Source organism: Delftia sp. GW456-R20 (assembly GCF_001622915.1).
Classification (GTDB): Bacteria; Pseudomonadota; Gammaproteobacteria; order Burkholderiales; family Burkholderiaceae_C; genus Comamonas; species Comamonas acidovorans.
This window is the reverse complement of the sequence record NZ_LWCN01000005.1, coordinates 691364-704330: the sequence shown is the minus strand read 5'-3', so window position 1 is coordinate 704330 and position 12967 is coordinate 691364. Positions and strand designations below refer to the sequence as shown.

The 12967-nt window shown below is 66.6% G+C and carries 15 protein-coding genes; 5 read left to right on the top strand and 10 right to left on the bottom strand.

Features of this window, described 5'->3' with window-relative positions:
* From gspK to gspG, 5 genes are all read right to left on the bottom strand, one after another.
* On the bottom strand, nucleotides 1–978 hold the full coding sequence (gene gspK, locus A4F85_RS27085) for a type II secretion system minor pseudopilin GspK (protein ID WP_063328350.1): 978 nt from the start codon (nucleotides 976–978) through the stop codon (nucleotides 1–3).
* Nucleotides 975–1682, bottom strand: a complete 708-nt coding sequence (locus A4F85_RS27080; protein ID WP_063328349.1) for a prepilin-type N-terminal cleavage/methylation domain-containing protein — start codon at nucleotides 1680–1682, stop codon at nucleotides 975–977. The genes gspK and A4F85_RS27080 overlap by 4 nt, the downstream gene beginning before the upstream one ends.
* On the bottom strand, nucleotides 1683–2081 hold the full coding sequence (gspI, locus tag A4F85_RS27075) for a type II secretion system minor pseudopilin GspI (protein WP_063328348.1): 399 nt from the start codon (nucleotides 2079–2081) through the stop codon (nucleotides 1683–1685).
* Nucleotides 2078–2533, bottom strand: coding sequence for a GspH/FimT family pseudopilin (locus tag A4F85_RS27070; protein ID WP_034397088.1), 456 nt, complete (start codon nucleotides 2531–2533; stop codon nucleotides 2078–2080). The genes gspI and A4F85_RS27070 overlap by 4 nt, the downstream gene beginning before the upstream one ends.
* Before the next feature lie 82 nt (nucleotides 2534–2615).
* Complete coding sequence (gene gspG / locus A4F85_RS27065) at nucleotides 2616–3092, bottom strand: type II secretion system major pseudopilin GspG (protein WP_012207486.1); 477 nt, start codon at nucleotides 3090–3092, stop codon at nucleotides 2616–2618.
* A gap of 22 nt (nucleotides 3093–3114) precedes the next feature.
* Between gspG and A4F85_RS27060 the strand changes: the two genes are divergently transcribed.
* Nucleotides 3115–3588: a type II secretion system protein N gene (locus tag A4F85_RS27060; protein WP_034397087.1), complete on the top strand. Its 474-nt coding sequence runs from the start codon at nucleotides 3115–3117 to the stop codon at nucleotides 3586–3588.
* Nucleotides 3589–3594: 6 nt separating this feature from the next.
* On the opposite strand, the gene A4F85_RS27055 is transcribed toward A4F85_RS27060, so the two are convergent.
* The 3 genes from A4F85_RS27055 to ilvA are packed head-to-tail and all read right to left on the bottom strand — an operon-like array spanning nucleotide 3595 to nucleotide 6590.
* Nucleotides 3595–4197 (bottom strand): histidine phosphatase family protein, encoded by a 603-nt coding sequence (locus A4F85_RS27055; RefSeq protein WP_063328347.1) that lies wholly within the window; start codon nucleotides 4195–4197, stop codon nucleotides 3595–3597.
* Nucleotides 4194–5006: an adenosylcobinamide-GDP ribazoletransferase gene (locus A4F85_RS27050; RefSeq protein WP_063328346.1), complete on the bottom strand. Its 813-nt coding sequence runs from the start codon at nucleotides 5004–5006 to the stop codon at nucleotides 4194–4196. The genes A4F85_RS27055 and A4F85_RS27050 overlap by 4 nt, the downstream gene beginning before the upstream one ends.
* 30 nt (nucleotides 5007–5036) lie before the next feature.
* Nucleotides 5037–6590, bottom strand: coding sequence for a threonine ammonia-lyase, biosynthetic (gene ilvA, locus A4F85_RS27045; RefSeq protein WP_013800662.1), 1554 nt, complete (start codon nucleotides 6588–6590; stop codon nucleotides 5037–5039).
* 366 nt (nucleotides 6591–6956) lie between these two features.
* Between ilvA and A4F85_RS27040 the strand changes: the two genes are divergently transcribed.
* Nucleotides 6957–7409, top strand: a complete 453-nt coding sequence (locus A4F85_RS27040; protein WP_012207481.1) for an OsmC family protein — start codon at nucleotides 6957–6959, stop codon at nucleotides 7407–7409.
* A gap of 106 nt (nucleotides 7410–7515) precedes the next feature.
* Here the strand turns inward: A4F85_RS27040 and coq7 are convergent, their stop codons facing one another.
* Nucleotides 7516–8133 (bottom strand): 2-polyprenyl-3-methyl-6-methoxy-1,4-benzoquinone monooxygenase, encoded by a 618-nt coding sequence (coq7, locus tag A4F85_RS27035; RefSeq protein ID WP_012207480.1) that lies wholly within the window; start codon nucleotides 8131–8133, stop codon nucleotides 7516–7518.
* Between the two features lie 331 nt (nucleotides 8134–8464).
* Here coq7 and A4F85_RS27030 point away from each other — a divergent pair, with 331 nt between their 5' ends.
* The 3 genes from A4F85_RS27030 (at nucleotide 8465) to A4F85_RS27020 (ending at nucleotide 12212) form a co-directional block, all read left to right on the top strand.
* Nucleotides 8465–9520, top strand: a complete 1056-nt coding sequence (locus tag A4F85_RS27030) for a porin (protein ID WP_013800663.1) — start codon at nucleotides 8465–8467, stop codon at nucleotides 9518–9520.
* 182 nt (nucleotides 9521–9702) lie between these two features.
* Nucleotides 9703–10851, top strand: coding sequence for a porin (locus A4F85_RS27025; RefSeq protein ID WP_013800664.1), 1149 nt, complete (start codon nucleotides 9703–9705; stop codon nucleotides 10849–10851).
* 134 nt (nucleotides 10852–10985) lie between these two features.
* Nucleotides 10986–12212: a M20 aminoacylase family protein gene (locus A4F85_RS27020; RefSeq protein WP_012207476.1), complete on the top strand. Its 1227-nt coding sequence runs from the start codon at nucleotides 10986–10988 to the stop codon at nucleotides 12210–12212.
* A 15-nt stretch (nucleotides 12213–12227) separates the two neighbouring features.
* On the opposite strand, the gene A4F85_RS27015 is transcribed toward A4F85_RS27020, so the two are convergent.
* On the bottom strand, nucleotides 12228–12830 hold the full coding sequence (locus tag A4F85_RS27015) for a TetR/AcrR family transcriptional regulator (protein WP_063328345.1): 603 nt from the start codon (nucleotides 12828–12830) through the stop codon (nucleotides 12228–12230).
* Nucleotides 12831–12967: the final 137 nt, after the last annotated feature.

The following is a 12967-nucleotide window of genomic DNA, read 5'->3' as shown; positions in this document are numbered from 1 at the left end:
TCATGGCGCGGGAGCTTCGGGCAATCCCCAGTCCCCCCTCTCACGCCAGATGGTAGTGACTGTCATGTTGTTGCGACGCAACATGGAGCGTTCGCTGGCCACGATTTCGCCCAGGCGCATGCGGCCACGCGCCTCGAAGAAGCTGGTGGCCACCGACAGGTTCTGTCCTTCGAATTTCTGCGGCAGGCCCAGCGCGTTGGAGGCATCGGCCAGGCTGCGCAGCGGGCGCGATGCGCGCAACTGCACCAGCTGGCTGGCCTGGGACCAGGTCAGGTCCTCCACGCTGGCCCAGATGACTTCGGCGCTGGCGGTGTTGAGGTTGACGGGCGTGTTCTCGGGCAGCAGGGTGATGTAGGGCTCCAGGCGCGCGACGACCTCGGGCGGCAGGCCCAACCAGCCGAACTGGCGCAGCGTGCGCGGCATCAGCAATTGCGCGCCCTCGCCAGCGGTGGCGGCTGCGCGCAGGGCCTGGACGATCTGCGTGGCATAGGCAGGGGGCAGGTTCAGGCGCTCCAGCAGGCGGGACAGCGGGCGCAGGGTTTCGGGCTTGTCGGGGGCGCTCAGCAGGTTGCGCAGGTTCAGGCGCGACTGCAGGTCGATGATCTGGCCCGAGAGAAAGGCGTCCTGCATGTCGGCCATGCCGTCATCGACCTGGCTGACGTTGTTCTGCGCCGCAAGAAACGTGGACAGGCGCGCCTCCTGCAGCGGCACGGCCCAGGGTTCGGCCAGATGGTCCACCTGCAGGCTGGTGCGCGCATCCTCGGCCAGCACCACGCGCGACCAGTCCAGCGCACCCAGCAGGATCCAGGCGGCCTGCATGCGGTTGCGCTCGGCGGTCTCGACCTCCACGCTGCGCCACTGCTGCCACAGCGCGGTGGCGGCGAACGTGGCCACCAGGGTCACCGTGAGCATGGCGGCCAGCAAGGCCACGCCACGGTGGCGGCGGCGGCCGGGCAGGGGGCGGGGTGCGCGCATCATGATCGGCTGTTGGAGCGCAAGGGGTTGACCCAGTCCATGGTGACGCGGCCAGGAATGGCGCTGTCGGGCGGCAGGGTCAGTTCGACGCGGATGCCGTCGGGAATCGTGGGCAGCTGCGCGCTGCTGTTGGTGCCGCCGGACGGCGGGTTGACCGTGCCCGTGCCGTTGTCCGAGCCGCTGGACTGCGGATTGCTCCAGGCGTTGTCGCGGTAGTAGTACAGGCGCCATTGGTCCAGGGGCATCAGCACGGTTTCGCGCCGGCGCTGGTCGTCCGAGGGGTTGCGCCCCCATTGCGATCCCTGGTTCCAGGCATCGCGCCACTGTGCGCGCGTGCGCAGCGGCGGCGACTGCCAGCGCAGCCACTGATCGCGCCCGGCCGTCTGGCGGCGCGCCCAGGCGACGACCACGGCGCCGTCGTCCACGGCGGCGCTGCTCTTGCGGGTCATGCGCAGCACCTGGCCGTCCCAGTCGATGACCTGCGTGTTTTCAAGCGGCATCAGCGCTTCGAGGTCGGCATTCCATTGGGCGATGACGGTCTGCAGCACCATCTGCTGCTCGTTGCGGGCACGAATGGTCTCCTGCGAGCGCACCATGCTGTCCAGCCCGCGCCAGCTCACCAGGGCCAGCAGGGCCATGACGGCGATGGCCACCATCAGCTCCACCAGGGTGAAGCCGTGCGTGCGGGAGGGGGGGCGCAAGCGCATTCAGAAGCGTCCCACGATGGTGGATACGCGCAGCACGGGGTGCTCTGCCGTGACCACCAGGGCATCGACACGGCGGAAGCTGGGATTGGGCGTGGGCCGCACGCTGAGCCGGACCTGCAGCTGCCGGCCGCCCTGCTCGCAGGTCAGGCTGTTGTCGCCCACGGGCGGCATCTGGCGCGACAGGCGCATGCGCACCAGCTCGTTTTGCGCGCACAGCTGGGCCAGCAGCACCTCGGACTGGCGCTCGGCATTGAGCGTCAGGGCTGATGTGGCCTGCAGACCGGCCATGAGCGCAATGCCCACGATGCCCAGGGCCACCAGCACCTCGATCAGCGTGAAGCCGCGTGCCGGGCGCCTGGGGGCACCGTGCTTTCGGCGCGGTCCGTGGAGGGCTGTCATGGCAGGGACTGCACGGCAAAGGGGCGCAGTCCATCCGTGGCCACGCGCAGCGGCGGGCTGGTGGAGTCGCGCAGCGTCAGCGTGACGGACTGGGGCGGAATCAGTGGCTCGGGGCCCAGCACCAGCGGCGTGGCCGGCTGCGCCTGCACACCGGGCTGCAGCCATTGGGAAGGCAATTGCGCGCTGGCCGGCAGTCCCTCGAAGCGAAAGCCTTGCGGCATGGGCCGCCAGCGAACGGGCACGCCGTTGGCACGGGCCTGGGCGCGGGCCGACTCCAGCAGCGCGGCCAGGCGTTCGGCCTCGCGCTCCAGCTGAGCCTGTCCGCTGTCGCGCAGCGACAGGCTCACGCCTGCGGCGGCAATCGCCATGATGCTGATGACGACCATCAGCTCCAGCAGGGTGAAGCCGCGCGAAGGGGTGGACAGGGAGGAGGGAGCGGTCTGGCGGGGCATGAGAGCAGGCAGGCCCGCTGGGAGTGCGGGCCTGTGGTGCGGTGCGGCGCGGCCCCTGCGGGCCGTCGCCCGGGCCATCGACTTATTGCCAGCTGCCGATGTCGGCATCCTTGCCCTCTCCGCCGGCCTGGCCGTCGGCGCCAAAGGACATGATGTCGATGGGGCCCTTGATGCCAGGATTCAGGTACTGGTAGGGGCGGCCCCAGGGATCGTTGGGCAGCTTTTCCAGGTAGGGCTTCCAGTTGTTGGGCAGCGGCCCGCTCGTGGGGCGGACGATCAGGGCCTGCAGGCCCTGCTCGGCCGTGGGGTAGCGCTGGTTGTCCAGGCGATAGAGCTTGAGCGCCTGGGAGATGTTGGTGATGTCGGTGCGTGCAGCCGTGACGCGGGCATCGTCGGCGCGGTCCAGCACATTGGGCACGATCAGGGCCGCCAGCACGCCGATGATGACCAGGACCACCATCAGCTCGATCAGCGTGAAGCCGCGCTGGACGGCAGTGCGCAGGGCAGGCAACGGACGGCGGGGAAGGCTGGTCATGGAACGGTGCAGCAAATTGGACATATCGCTCCATCATAATCGCGCGATGGTGACACTTTCATTGAACCGCGGCCAGGCCCGGACCTGGCATGTCAAGGCGGCCACATTCGTGCTCTGGCTGCTGGCTGCCGGCGTCGTGGCTTTCTGGGCCATGCGCCTGGGCAACGGCGGCGCGGGAGCGCCCGTGCCACCCGCGCCCGCCGAGCCCTTGCAGGTCGATGCGCCCGCGCTGGCGCAGGCGCTGGGAGGCGTGGCGGCCGCGCAGGGCGCCGTTGCCCCCGCTGCAGCGCCTGTGGTCTCGCGCTATGCGCTGGTCGGTGTGCTGGCCGGGCGCGACAGCGGCGGCGGAGCGGCGGTCATCGCCGTGGGCAACCAGCCGGCCAAGCCCTTCCGCGTGGGGCGCGCCGTGGAAGACGGCGTGGTGCTGCAGTCGGTGTCGGGCCGCGAGGCGCGCCTGGGGCCCAGGGTCGATGGCCCGGCTTCCATCACGCTGCAGATTCCCCTGCCCGACAAGCGCTGATCCCGGTCAACGCGGCAACGGCAGGTCCAGCGCCAGCCAGCCGCCAAAGTCAGGCGCGGGCAGCGTCCATTGGGCCGCCTGGGGCAAGGCGCTGCCTTCGCGCATCAGCCATTGCACGCAGCGCGCCACGCCGGCATGGGTGATCCAGACGGTGTCGCGTGCGGCGCCATCGCCCACCGAACCCCTGCTCGCCTGCTGCAAGGCCTCATCCACTCTGCGCAGCATGGTCGCCAGGGACTCTCCCCGGCCCGGCGCGTGCCCGGCAAGGTCTGCCGCCCAGGCATCGATGGCGCTGCGGTCCAGCGCATCCCAGGGCTGGCCTTCCCACTCGCCGAAGTCCATCTCCAGCAGGCGGCTGTCCGCTGCCGATGCCAGGCCGGGCCGCAGTGCCTGCAGGGCCCGGGCCAATTGACGGCATCGGCGCAGGGGCGAATGCACCAGCCGGCAATCCGCAGGCAGGGCGAGATGCAGGGCCTGCGCTGCATCGGCCGTGGCCTGGGCGTCGGCTTGCATGTCGAGTCGGCCATAGCAGATGCCGGGCGCCACCAGGGGGCGGGCATGGCGTACCAGCCAAAGGCGTGGTGCCGGGTTGGTGCAGGCGCAGTTCATGGCACGCGCACCAGTACGGCGGCAGCCCCCAGCAGCATGGCCAGTTCACAGACCTGCTGGGCAGCTCCCAGGCAATCTCCCGTCATGCCGCCCAGCCGGCGGCGCAGCCAGTGCACCATGGCGGCCGTGGCCAGGGCGCCGGGCAGGACCAGGCCGATGACCAGCGGCAGGCCCCCCAGCCAGCCTGTCAGCGCCAGGGCGGGCAGGCACCAGAGAATTGCCGCGACCAGGCCCCTGGCAGCCAATGGCCGACCCGCGGCGTGCAAGGCCTTGGAGTGGGCGGCCTGGCCCACATAGGGAAGGCATTGCATGAGGGTCAGCGGCGCAATGCGCGACAGCACATGGATGCTGCACAGCAGCAAGGCCGCCCATTGCACGTGGATGTCGACCAGCAGCGCGACCAGGGATAGCTTGGCCAGCAGCGCCATCACCAGGGCCATGGCGCCGTAGGCGCCCAGGCGCGAATCCTTCATGATTTCCAGCGCGCGCTCGGGCGGGACAAAGCCGCCCAGGCCGTCGGCCACATCGGCCAATCCGTCTTCATGCAGTCCCCCGGTCAGCCACAGCGTGGCCACGGTGGAAAGAACGGCGGCAACCAGCGGCATCCAGGGGCTGGGCGCCAGCAGCCAGCCCGTTGCCATCAGGCACGCTGCGCCCCATGCGCCCACCAGCCAGCCGACGCCGGGCAGATGGGCAACGCTGGCATGCTGCAGCTGGGGGCTCCAGCCAGCCCAGGCGGCCAGCCGCCCCGTGACCGGGATGCGGCTGAAGAACTGGACGGCCAGGACAAAGTGGCGAAGCGGCTGCATGGGCGTGTCAGTGCCGGCCAGCCAGGTCCGTCACTTGAGGAAAAGCTGGTAGGCCGGGTTGGCGGTTTCCTCGACCCAGGGGTAGCCAAGATTGCTCAGGAAGGCGTCGAATTTCTTGCCATCCTTGGCGGGCACCTGCATGCCGACCAGGATGCGGCCGTAGTCGGCGCCCTGGTTGCGGTAGTGGAACAGCGAGATGTTCCAGGTCGGCGCCATCAGGCTGAGGAACTTGAACAGTGCGCCGGGGCGCTCGGGGAAGACAAAGCGCAGCAGGCGCTCTTCCTGCGCCAGCGGCGAATGGCCGCCGACCATGTGGCGCAGATGCTCCTTGGCCATGTCGTCGAAGGTCAGGTCCAGCGCCTCGAAGCCCTGCTTCTCGAAGTTCCTGGCGATCTTCTCGGACTCGCCGCGTGCTGCCGTGGTCAGGCCCACGAAGACATGGGCCTTGTTCTCGTGGCTGATGCGGTAGTTGAATTCGGTCACGTTGCGCGGGCCGCCGGGCAGCTTGCCCACCGCTTCGCAAAAGCGCTTGAAGCTGCCGCGTTCCTCTGGGATGGTCACGGCGAACAGGGCCTCGCGCTCCTCGCCCACCTCGGCCCGCTCGGCCACGAAGCGCAGCCGGTCGAAGTTCATGTTGGCGCCGCACAAAATGGCGGCATAGGTCTCGCCCTTGGTCTTGTGCTTGGCAACGTACTGCTTGATGGCCGCCACGGCCAGGGCGCCGGACGGCTCGACGATGGAGCGCGTGTCCACGAAGATGTCCTTGATCGCGGCGCAGACGGCGTCGGTGTCGACCACCACGTAGTCGTCCACCAGGCCCTGGGCGATGCGGAAGGTTTCCTCGCCCACCAGCTTGACGGCCGTGCCGTCGGCGAACAGGCCCACGTCGGCCAGCTCCACGCGGTGGCCGGCGCGCACGGACTGCAGCATGGCGTCCGAATCCTTGGTGTGCACGCCGATCACCTTCACGTCGGGGCGCACGGCCTTGATGTAGTTGGCCACGCCCGAGATCAGGCCGCCGCCGCCGATGGCGACAAAGACCGCGTCCAGGCGCGGGCTGCCCAGCTTTTGCAGCTGGCTCAGCATTTCCATGGCAATCGTGCCCTGGCCGGCGATCACGTAGGGATCGTCGAAGGGGTGCACAAAGGTCAGGCCCTTTTCCTTTTGCAGCTTGACGGCGTGCTTGTAGGCGTCGGAATAGCTTTCACCGGCCAGTTCCACCTCGCCGCCCAGCGCCTGCACAGCATCGATCTTGACCTGGGGCGTGGTGGTCGGCATCACGATCACGGCACGGCAGCCGAGCTTGCGTGCGCCCAGGGCCACGCCTTGCGCATGGTTGCCGGCCGAGGCACAGATCACGCCCTTTTCCAGCTGCTCGGCCGACAGGTGCGCCATCTTGTTATAGGCGCCGCGCAGTTTGAAGCTGAACACCGGCTGCTGGTCCTCGCGCTTGAGCAGCACCTTGTTGTGCAGGCGGCGGCTCAGCGCCTTGGCGGGCTCCAGGTCCGACTCCACGGCCACGTCATAGACGCGCGCGGTAAGGATCTTGGTCAGGTAGTCGGCAGGGGTCAGGGGGTGGTTCATCGTCGGCGAAAGGCTGGAGAGCAGCAGGCCGGGAGGCGGCCCGTCGGTGTCAGGCGGCCATCATAGGCGCTTGTGAATCATGCTGCAGTGCAGCGTCCTGCACAGGCCGGGAGCGACGAAACCAAAAAAAAGCCCCAGGCTGTAAAGCCGGGGGCTGAATCCACCAATAGAGGAGGTGGAGGAGACAACTGGTGCGATGCAGAGCGAAGTTGGTTCACAATCTGCAGTCCATCTGGAGGGGTGTCCGGGTTAACCCTTCAGATAACGCTTGGGTGCATTGTATGCACGGCAGGTGCTGCGTTGCAACAAAATCAGGGTTTTTGTGTAGTTGATGCAAAATAGCAACAGTTTTTTGAGGACGCAACAATGGAATGCACAGTGAGTTGGACAGGCGGCACGACCGGCATGCGCTCGGGCATGGGCTTCGTGGCGGAAACGGGCAGCGGCCACGTGGTCAATATGGATGGGGCGCCGGATGCGGCCAACCCCGCCAATGGGGGGCAGAACCAGGCGCCCCGCCCCATGGAGATGCTGCTGGCCGGCGCCGGTGGCTGCACGGCCTATGACGTGGTGCTGATCCTCAAGCGCGGCAGGCATGCCGTCAAAGGCTGCAGCGTCAAGCTCACCTCGGAGCGCGCCGATGCGGACCCCAAGGTGTTCACCAAGATCCACATGCAGTTCACCGTCAGCGGCACGGGCCTGCCCACGGGTGCGGTGGAACGTGCCATCGCCATGAGCCATGACAAATACTGCTCGGCCACCATCATGCTGGGCAAGACGGCCGAGATCACCACGGGATTCGACATCGTCGAGGCCTGATGCCGCCGATGGCTGGGCTGGCGCCTCGGCGCCCCTCCTGAAATGAAGAAAGCGGGCAATGCCCGCTTTTTTTGGATGGAATGCTGTTTCAGATGTTTCTGAAGGTTCAGATGCGGTGGGCGGTTGTCGTCATCACCTTGGCTGCCAGGCGCATCAGGGCGCGGGCGGGGGGCGGCAATTGCAGGGCGCCAGCTTCGCGCGCAGCGGCGGCATGGCGTTCCTCGTCATCCTTCATGCGGGCCACCACGGCCAGTGAGGCGCGGTCTTCCTCGGGCAACAGGCCCAGATGGCTTTCCAGATGGGCGGACACCTGCTCCTCCGTCTCAACCACAAACCCCAGGCTGGCCGCGTCGCTGATCTTGGCGGCCACCACACCGATGGCGAAGGCGCCGGCAAACCACAGCGGGTTCAGCAGGCTGGGCCGGTCACCCAGGGCGTTGAGCCGGTCGCGGGTCCATGCCAGGTGGTCGGTCTCCTCGCGCGCCGCCTCCAACAGGTGCTCGCGCAGCACCATGTCGCGCGTCACCATGGCCTGGGCGTTGTACAGCGCCTGGGCGCAGACCTCTCCGACGTGATTGACGCGCATCAAGGCGCCCGACAGCCGACGCTGTGCCTCGGTCAGCTCTCCCTCCGCGATGCCGGCGGCCGGGGAGCGTTCGGCGGCGGAAGGCTGTGCAAACAGGGTGCGAAGCGCCGCATCGGCGGCAGTCAGTATCTTGTCCATGGGCGGTCCCTAGAGCGGAAAATCTTGGCAAATTCAGGGTCTGAACGGTACACCAGGACGCCATGCCCTCTCTTTGTGCAAGCGCAACAAGGCCGGCGCGATGTTCGGGTTGGGCCTGATTGTGTTGGCTTGCAGGTTTGTTGCGGCAGTGCAACGAAAAACGGGGGGTAATGCCCGTTTGTGGGTGAATTTCTTTGCATGGGCAGCGGTGGTCTGGTGCAATAGGCCCTAACTTCCCCACCAGGAGGTTGGCGCGGGAAACCGGTGGAGCATCAGGCCAAGCCTCTCTTCCTCACGACCGGCGCCCTTCTAAACCTTGGAGTAACTCGTAATGAAAAAATCTCTGATTGCCCTGGCAGTGCTGGCTGCTTCCGGCGCCGCAATGGCTCAATCCTCCGTGACCCTGTTCGGTATCGTCGACACTGGCGTTGCCTACGTGAACAAGGACGCAGCTGGCGACAGCCGTTACGGCCTGGGCACCAGCGGCGCTTCCACGAGCCGTCTGGGCCTGCGCGGCACGGAAGACCTGGGTGGTGGTCTGAAGGCTGGCTTCTGGCTGGAAGGCGAAATCTTCGGTGACGATGGCAACGCCAGCGGCTTCAACTTCAAGCGTCGTTCGACCGTGAGCCTGTCGGGCAACTTCGGTGAAGTGCGCCTGGGCCGTGACCAAGTCCCGACCTTCCAAAAGCTGACCTCCTACGACCTGTTCAGCGCCACCGGTATCGGCCAATTCATGGGCTTCCGTAACTGGGCAGCTGGCCAAGGCGCCGACGACAACGGCATCCGCGCTAACAACCTGATCTCGTACTACACCCCCAACTTCGGCGGTTTCAACGCCGGCTTTGGCTACGCTTTCGACGAAAAGCAAACCATCGGTACTGCTGACAGCGTCGGCCGTTACATCGGCGGTTACGTTGCATACGACAACGGCCCCCTGAGCGCCAGCCTGGGCCTGGCCCAGCAAAAGACTGCCGTTGGCGGCCTGGCTACCGACCGTGACGAAATCACCCTGGGTGCTTCGTACAACTTCGGCGTTGCCAAGCTGAGCGGCCTGCTGCAACAGACCAAGTTCAAGCGTGACATCGGCGGCGACATCAAGACCAACTCCTACATGCTGGGCGCTTCGGCTCCCGTCGGCGGCGTGGGCGAAGTCAAGCTGCAATACGCTCTGTACGACCAAAAGGCCATCGACTCCAAGGCTCACCAGATCACTCTGGGCTACGTCCACAACCTGTCCAAGCGCACCGCTCTGTACGGCAACCTGGCGTTCCTGAAGAACAAGGATCTGTCGACCCTGGGCCTGCAAGCCAAGGGCGTGTACGCTGGTGGCGTGCAAGCTGGCGAAAGCCAGACTGGCGTGCAAGTCGGCATCCGCCACGCTTTCTAATGAACGGCTGGCGTAAGCCAGTTGCCATTTGAAGCAAAAAAGAGCCAGTCTTCGGACTGGCTCTTTTGTTTTGTGCTAGGGAAAGACCTGTGTTGTGCTTGTGCCAACGGTGACGAGGCGGGAAAAGCGTTTCTAGAATGAAATTTCCACCAACCAATCGTTAACAAGAGAGAGACAACACAATGAATTCTTCATTCGTGAAAAAGAGCGTGGCACTGGCGGTGTTGGCAGCAACGGCACCCTTGGCAGCATTCGCCCAGCAAAGCAGCGTGCAGCTGTACGGCATCGTCGATGCCGGCGTGCGCCACACCACCAATGAAGGCCCGACCAAGAGCGGCAAGACCCAGATGATCGGCGGCGGCATGTCGCAAAGCCGCTGGGGCATCAACATCACCGAGGACCTGGGCGGCGGTCTGGCAGCCATTGCCAACCTGGAAGCCCGTTTCCTCACCGACACCGGCGAGCAGGCTGCAGCCAGCTACTTCCAGCAATCCTGGGTGGGCCTGCGCAGCAAGAGCTTTGGCCAGGTCACCCTGGGCCGCCAGTACAACATGCTGTTCGACCTGGTGACCTCCACCTATGCCTCCTTCCCGTACTCGCCGTACATGGAGGCCTACAAGCCTGAAATCGGCATGTCCATGGGCGCGCGCGCCAGCAACATGGTCAAGTACCTGGCCGAGTTCGGCCCCGTGCGCGGTGCCCTGCAGTATTCGTTCGACGAGAACAACACCTTCGACAAGGTCGGCACCGGTGTGGCCCCTGGTGGCGCCATCAAGACGGCCGGCGGCTATCTGCGTTATTCGCAAAGCGGCATCTCCGCAGGCGCCGGCTACCTGGGCACCACGCTGCCGGCCGGCACCAAGGTCGATGCCTATACCCTGGGCGGCTCGTACCGTGTGGGCCCCTGGTACGTCAACCTGGGCTACGGCCTGAACAAGCGCAAGGACGCGTTCCCGGCGGCAACCGCAGGCGGTGGATTCGACCAGGCCATCCTCAATTCCTTCTGGACAGGCTCGTCCAACGGCGGCTTCGTGGCCGGCGACGCCAACAAGCGCCAGATGTACAAGATGGGCTTCGGCTACCAGATCACGCCCCAGATCAATGTGGGCGCGCATTACTACCATGCCAAGCAGTCGGGCTCGGGCACGGGTAATTTCAATGGCAAGGCAGACTTCCTGGTGGCGGTGGTCGACTACGCCTTCTCCAAGCGTACCGATGCCTATGTGGCCCTGGACCACACCAAGACCAGCGGCGGCTCGGGCGTGATGCTGGACGCCAATGGCGCCACCAAGCGCACGGGCTTCACCGTCGGCCTGCGCCATCGCTTCTGAGCACGCGGCGTCTGCGCAACGAAAGGCCTCCTTCGGGAGGCCTTTTTGTTTCCTGTCGATGGGCTGACGGTGGGCGGGCGCGATTTCCTGCGTTAAGGTAATGCGCAGGCCAACGAAGCGAAAGAACCAAGGCTATGGAAGCCACTCGATACAAGGCAGGCGGTCGGGCCTTTGCCCAGATCGCCCAGTACCACCCGGAGCTGACGGCGCTGCGCCGCGAGCTGCATGCGCATCCGGAGCTGGGATTCGAGGAGCGTTTCACGGCGGCGCGCGTCAAGGAGGCCTTGCGCCAGTGCGGTGTGGACGAGATCCATGAGGGCCTGGGCACCACGGGCCTGGTGGCCGTGATCCGCGGGCAGGGCCACAGTTCGGGCGCCATGGTGGGCCTGCGTGCCGACATGGACGCACTGCCCATGGTCGAGCACAACGAATTTCCCTGGAAGTCCGGCAAGCAGGGGCTGATGCACGGCTGCGGGCATGACGGCCATACGACCATGCTGGTGGGCGCCGCCCGCTACCTGGCCGCGACGCGGCGCTTCGATGGCTCGGCCGTGCTGGTCTTTCAGCCCGCCGAGGAAGGGCGCGGTGGTGCGCGGGCCATGATTGCCGATGGTCTTTTCGACCGCTTTCCGATGCAGGCCGTGTACGCCATGCACAACTGGCCCGCCATGCGTGCGGGCACGGTGGGCATCAACATGGGCGCGATGATGGCGGCTGCCGACCGCATCACCATCGAGATCACGGGGCGCGGCGGCCATGGTGCGCATCCCTACCAGACGGTGGACGTGGTACTGGCGGCCGCGCACATCACCACGGCGGTGCAGAGCATCGTCTCGCGCAATGTGCGCGCCATCGACAGCGCCGTCATCAGCCTGTGCGCCGTGCAGGCCGGGGACCTGGGTGCCTTCAGCGTGATGCCGGGCACGGCAACGCTGGTGGGAACCGTGCGGACCTTCGACCCCGCCGTGCAGGACCGTGTCGAGCAGCGCCTGCAGGAGTTGTGCAGCGCGGTGGCGCTGGGGCTGGGTGCCACGGCCAAGGTCAACTACGAGCGCATCTATCCCGCCACCATCAACTCCCCCACGGAAGCCGCCTTTGCTGCCGATGTGGCCCAGTCGCTGGTGGGGGTGGAGAACCTGGACCGGCAGCTGGAGCCCAGCATGGGGGCCGAGGACTTTTCGTTCATGCTGCAGCACAAGCCCGGTGCCTACCTGCGCCTGGGGCAATCCACGGGCGCCCAGCCCGGGGTGCCGCTGCACAGCAGCCGGTATGACTTCAACGACGAAGTGCTGCCGCTGGGCGCTGCCCTGCACGCCAGCCTGATCGAGCAGGCCATGCCGCTGCATTCGCAGGACGTATAGCGCAGGCGGAGCGGGTCAACGGGCCTGGCTCTCGGGCGCAAGAAGGTGGGCCTGCACCGTTTTCAGAATCTCGTCGGACAAGGCTGGATTGGCTGCGACCGTGGCGCGTGCCAGGACCAGGGCGCCCACCATGCTGCTGAGCATGGCCATGGCCTGGGCGCGCTGTGCGGCATCGGGTGCCTGAGCGTCGCCAAGTGTGCCGATCACGCGCGCAAATCTGCCGATGTTGCGTTCCACCCCTTCGGCGAACACCGCTGAAAGATCGCCGCCTGCCCGGGCCACGTCCACGGCCAGCGCGGCAGCGGGGCAGCCCTCGCCGGGGCTGTCGCGGTGCTGTGGCGACAGATAGGACTGCACGCGCGCGGCAAGGCTGCCGGCCTGTTCACCCTGCAGGCCGTCCAGCGGCGCGATGGACCAGTCGAAGGCGCGTGCGCAGGCCTCGCGCACCAGCGCATCCTTGGATTCGAAGTGGCGATAGAGCCCGCCGTGCGTGAGCCCCGCGCCGCGCGTCACCTCGGCCACGCCGACGCCGTCCAGCCCGTGCTCGCGGTACAGCCGCGCGGCGGCTTCGAGGATGTCCTGCCGGTTCTGCGCGGCCTGGGCTTTCGTGACTTTCATGTGCGCTGTCCAATGATTGTGGTCGTTATCAAAACACGTTTATGATGACGGCCATCATCATAAATCAGCCCCTGCCATGGCCTGTGCGCCATGTTCTGCAGGGGCTGTGCACTCTACAGGGAAGAACCGATGAATGC

Bases quoted from the DNA above. Each gene is read 5' to 3' on its own strand.
- gspK (WP_063328350.1), bottom strand. From the start codon at position 978: ATGATGCGCGCACCCCGCCCCCTGCCCGGCCGCCGCCGCCACCGTGGC.
- A4F85_RS27080 (WP_063328349.1), bottom strand. From the start codon at position 1,682: ATGCGCTTGCGCCCCCCCTCCCGCACGCACGGCTTCACCCTGGTGGAG.
- gspI (WP_063328348.1), bottom strand. From the start codon at position 2,081: ATGACAGCCCTCCACGGACCGCGCCGAAAGCACGGTGCCCCCAGGCGC.
- A4F85_RS27070 (WP_034397088.1), bottom strand. From the start codon at position 2,533: ATGCCCCGCCAGACCGCTCCCTCCTCCCTGTCCACCCCTTCGCGCGGC.
- gspG (WP_012207486.1), bottom strand. From the start codon at position 3,092: ATGTCCAATTTGCTGCACCGTTCCATGACCAGCCTTCCCCGCCGTCCG.
- A4F85_RS27060 (WP_034397087.1), top strand. From the start codon at position 3,115: ATGGTGACACTTTCATTGAACCGCGGCCAGGCCCGGACCTGGCATGTC.
- A4F85_RS27055 (WP_063328347.1), bottom strand. From the start codon at position 4,197: ATGAACTGCGCCTGCACCAACCCGGCACCACGCCTTTGGCTGGTACGC.
- A4F85_RS27050 (WP_063328346.1), bottom strand. From the start codon at position 5,006: ATGCAGCCGCTTCGCCACTTTGTCCTGGCCGTCCAGTTCTTCAGCCGC.
- ilvA (WP_013800662.1), bottom strand. From the start codon at position 6,590: ATGAACCACCCCCTGACCCCTGCCGACTACCTGACCAAGATCCTTACC.
- A4F85_RS27040 (WP_012207481.1), top strand. From the start codon at position 6,957: ATGGAATGCACAGTGAGTTGGACAGGCGGCACGACCGGCATGCGCTCG.
- coq7 (WP_012207480.1), bottom strand. From the start codon at position 8,133: ATGGACAAGATACTGACTGCCGCCGATGCGGCGCTTCGCACCCTGTTT.
- A4F85_RS27030 (WP_013800663.1), top strand. From the start codon at position 8,465: ATGAAAAAATCTCTGATTGCCCTGGCAGTGCTGGCTGCTTCCGGCGCC.
- A4F85_RS27025 (WP_013800664.1), top strand. From the start codon at position 9,703: ATGAATTCTTCATTCGTGAAAAAGAGCGTGGCACTGGCGGTGTTGGCA.
- A4F85_RS27020 (WP_012207476.1), top strand. From the start codon at position 10,986: ATGGAAGCCACTCGATACAAGGCAGGCGGTCGGGCCTTTGCCCAGATC.
- A4F85_RS27015 (WP_063328345.1), bottom strand. From the start codon at position 12,830: ATGAAAGTCACGAAAGCCCAGGCCGCGCAGAACCGGCAGGACATCCTC.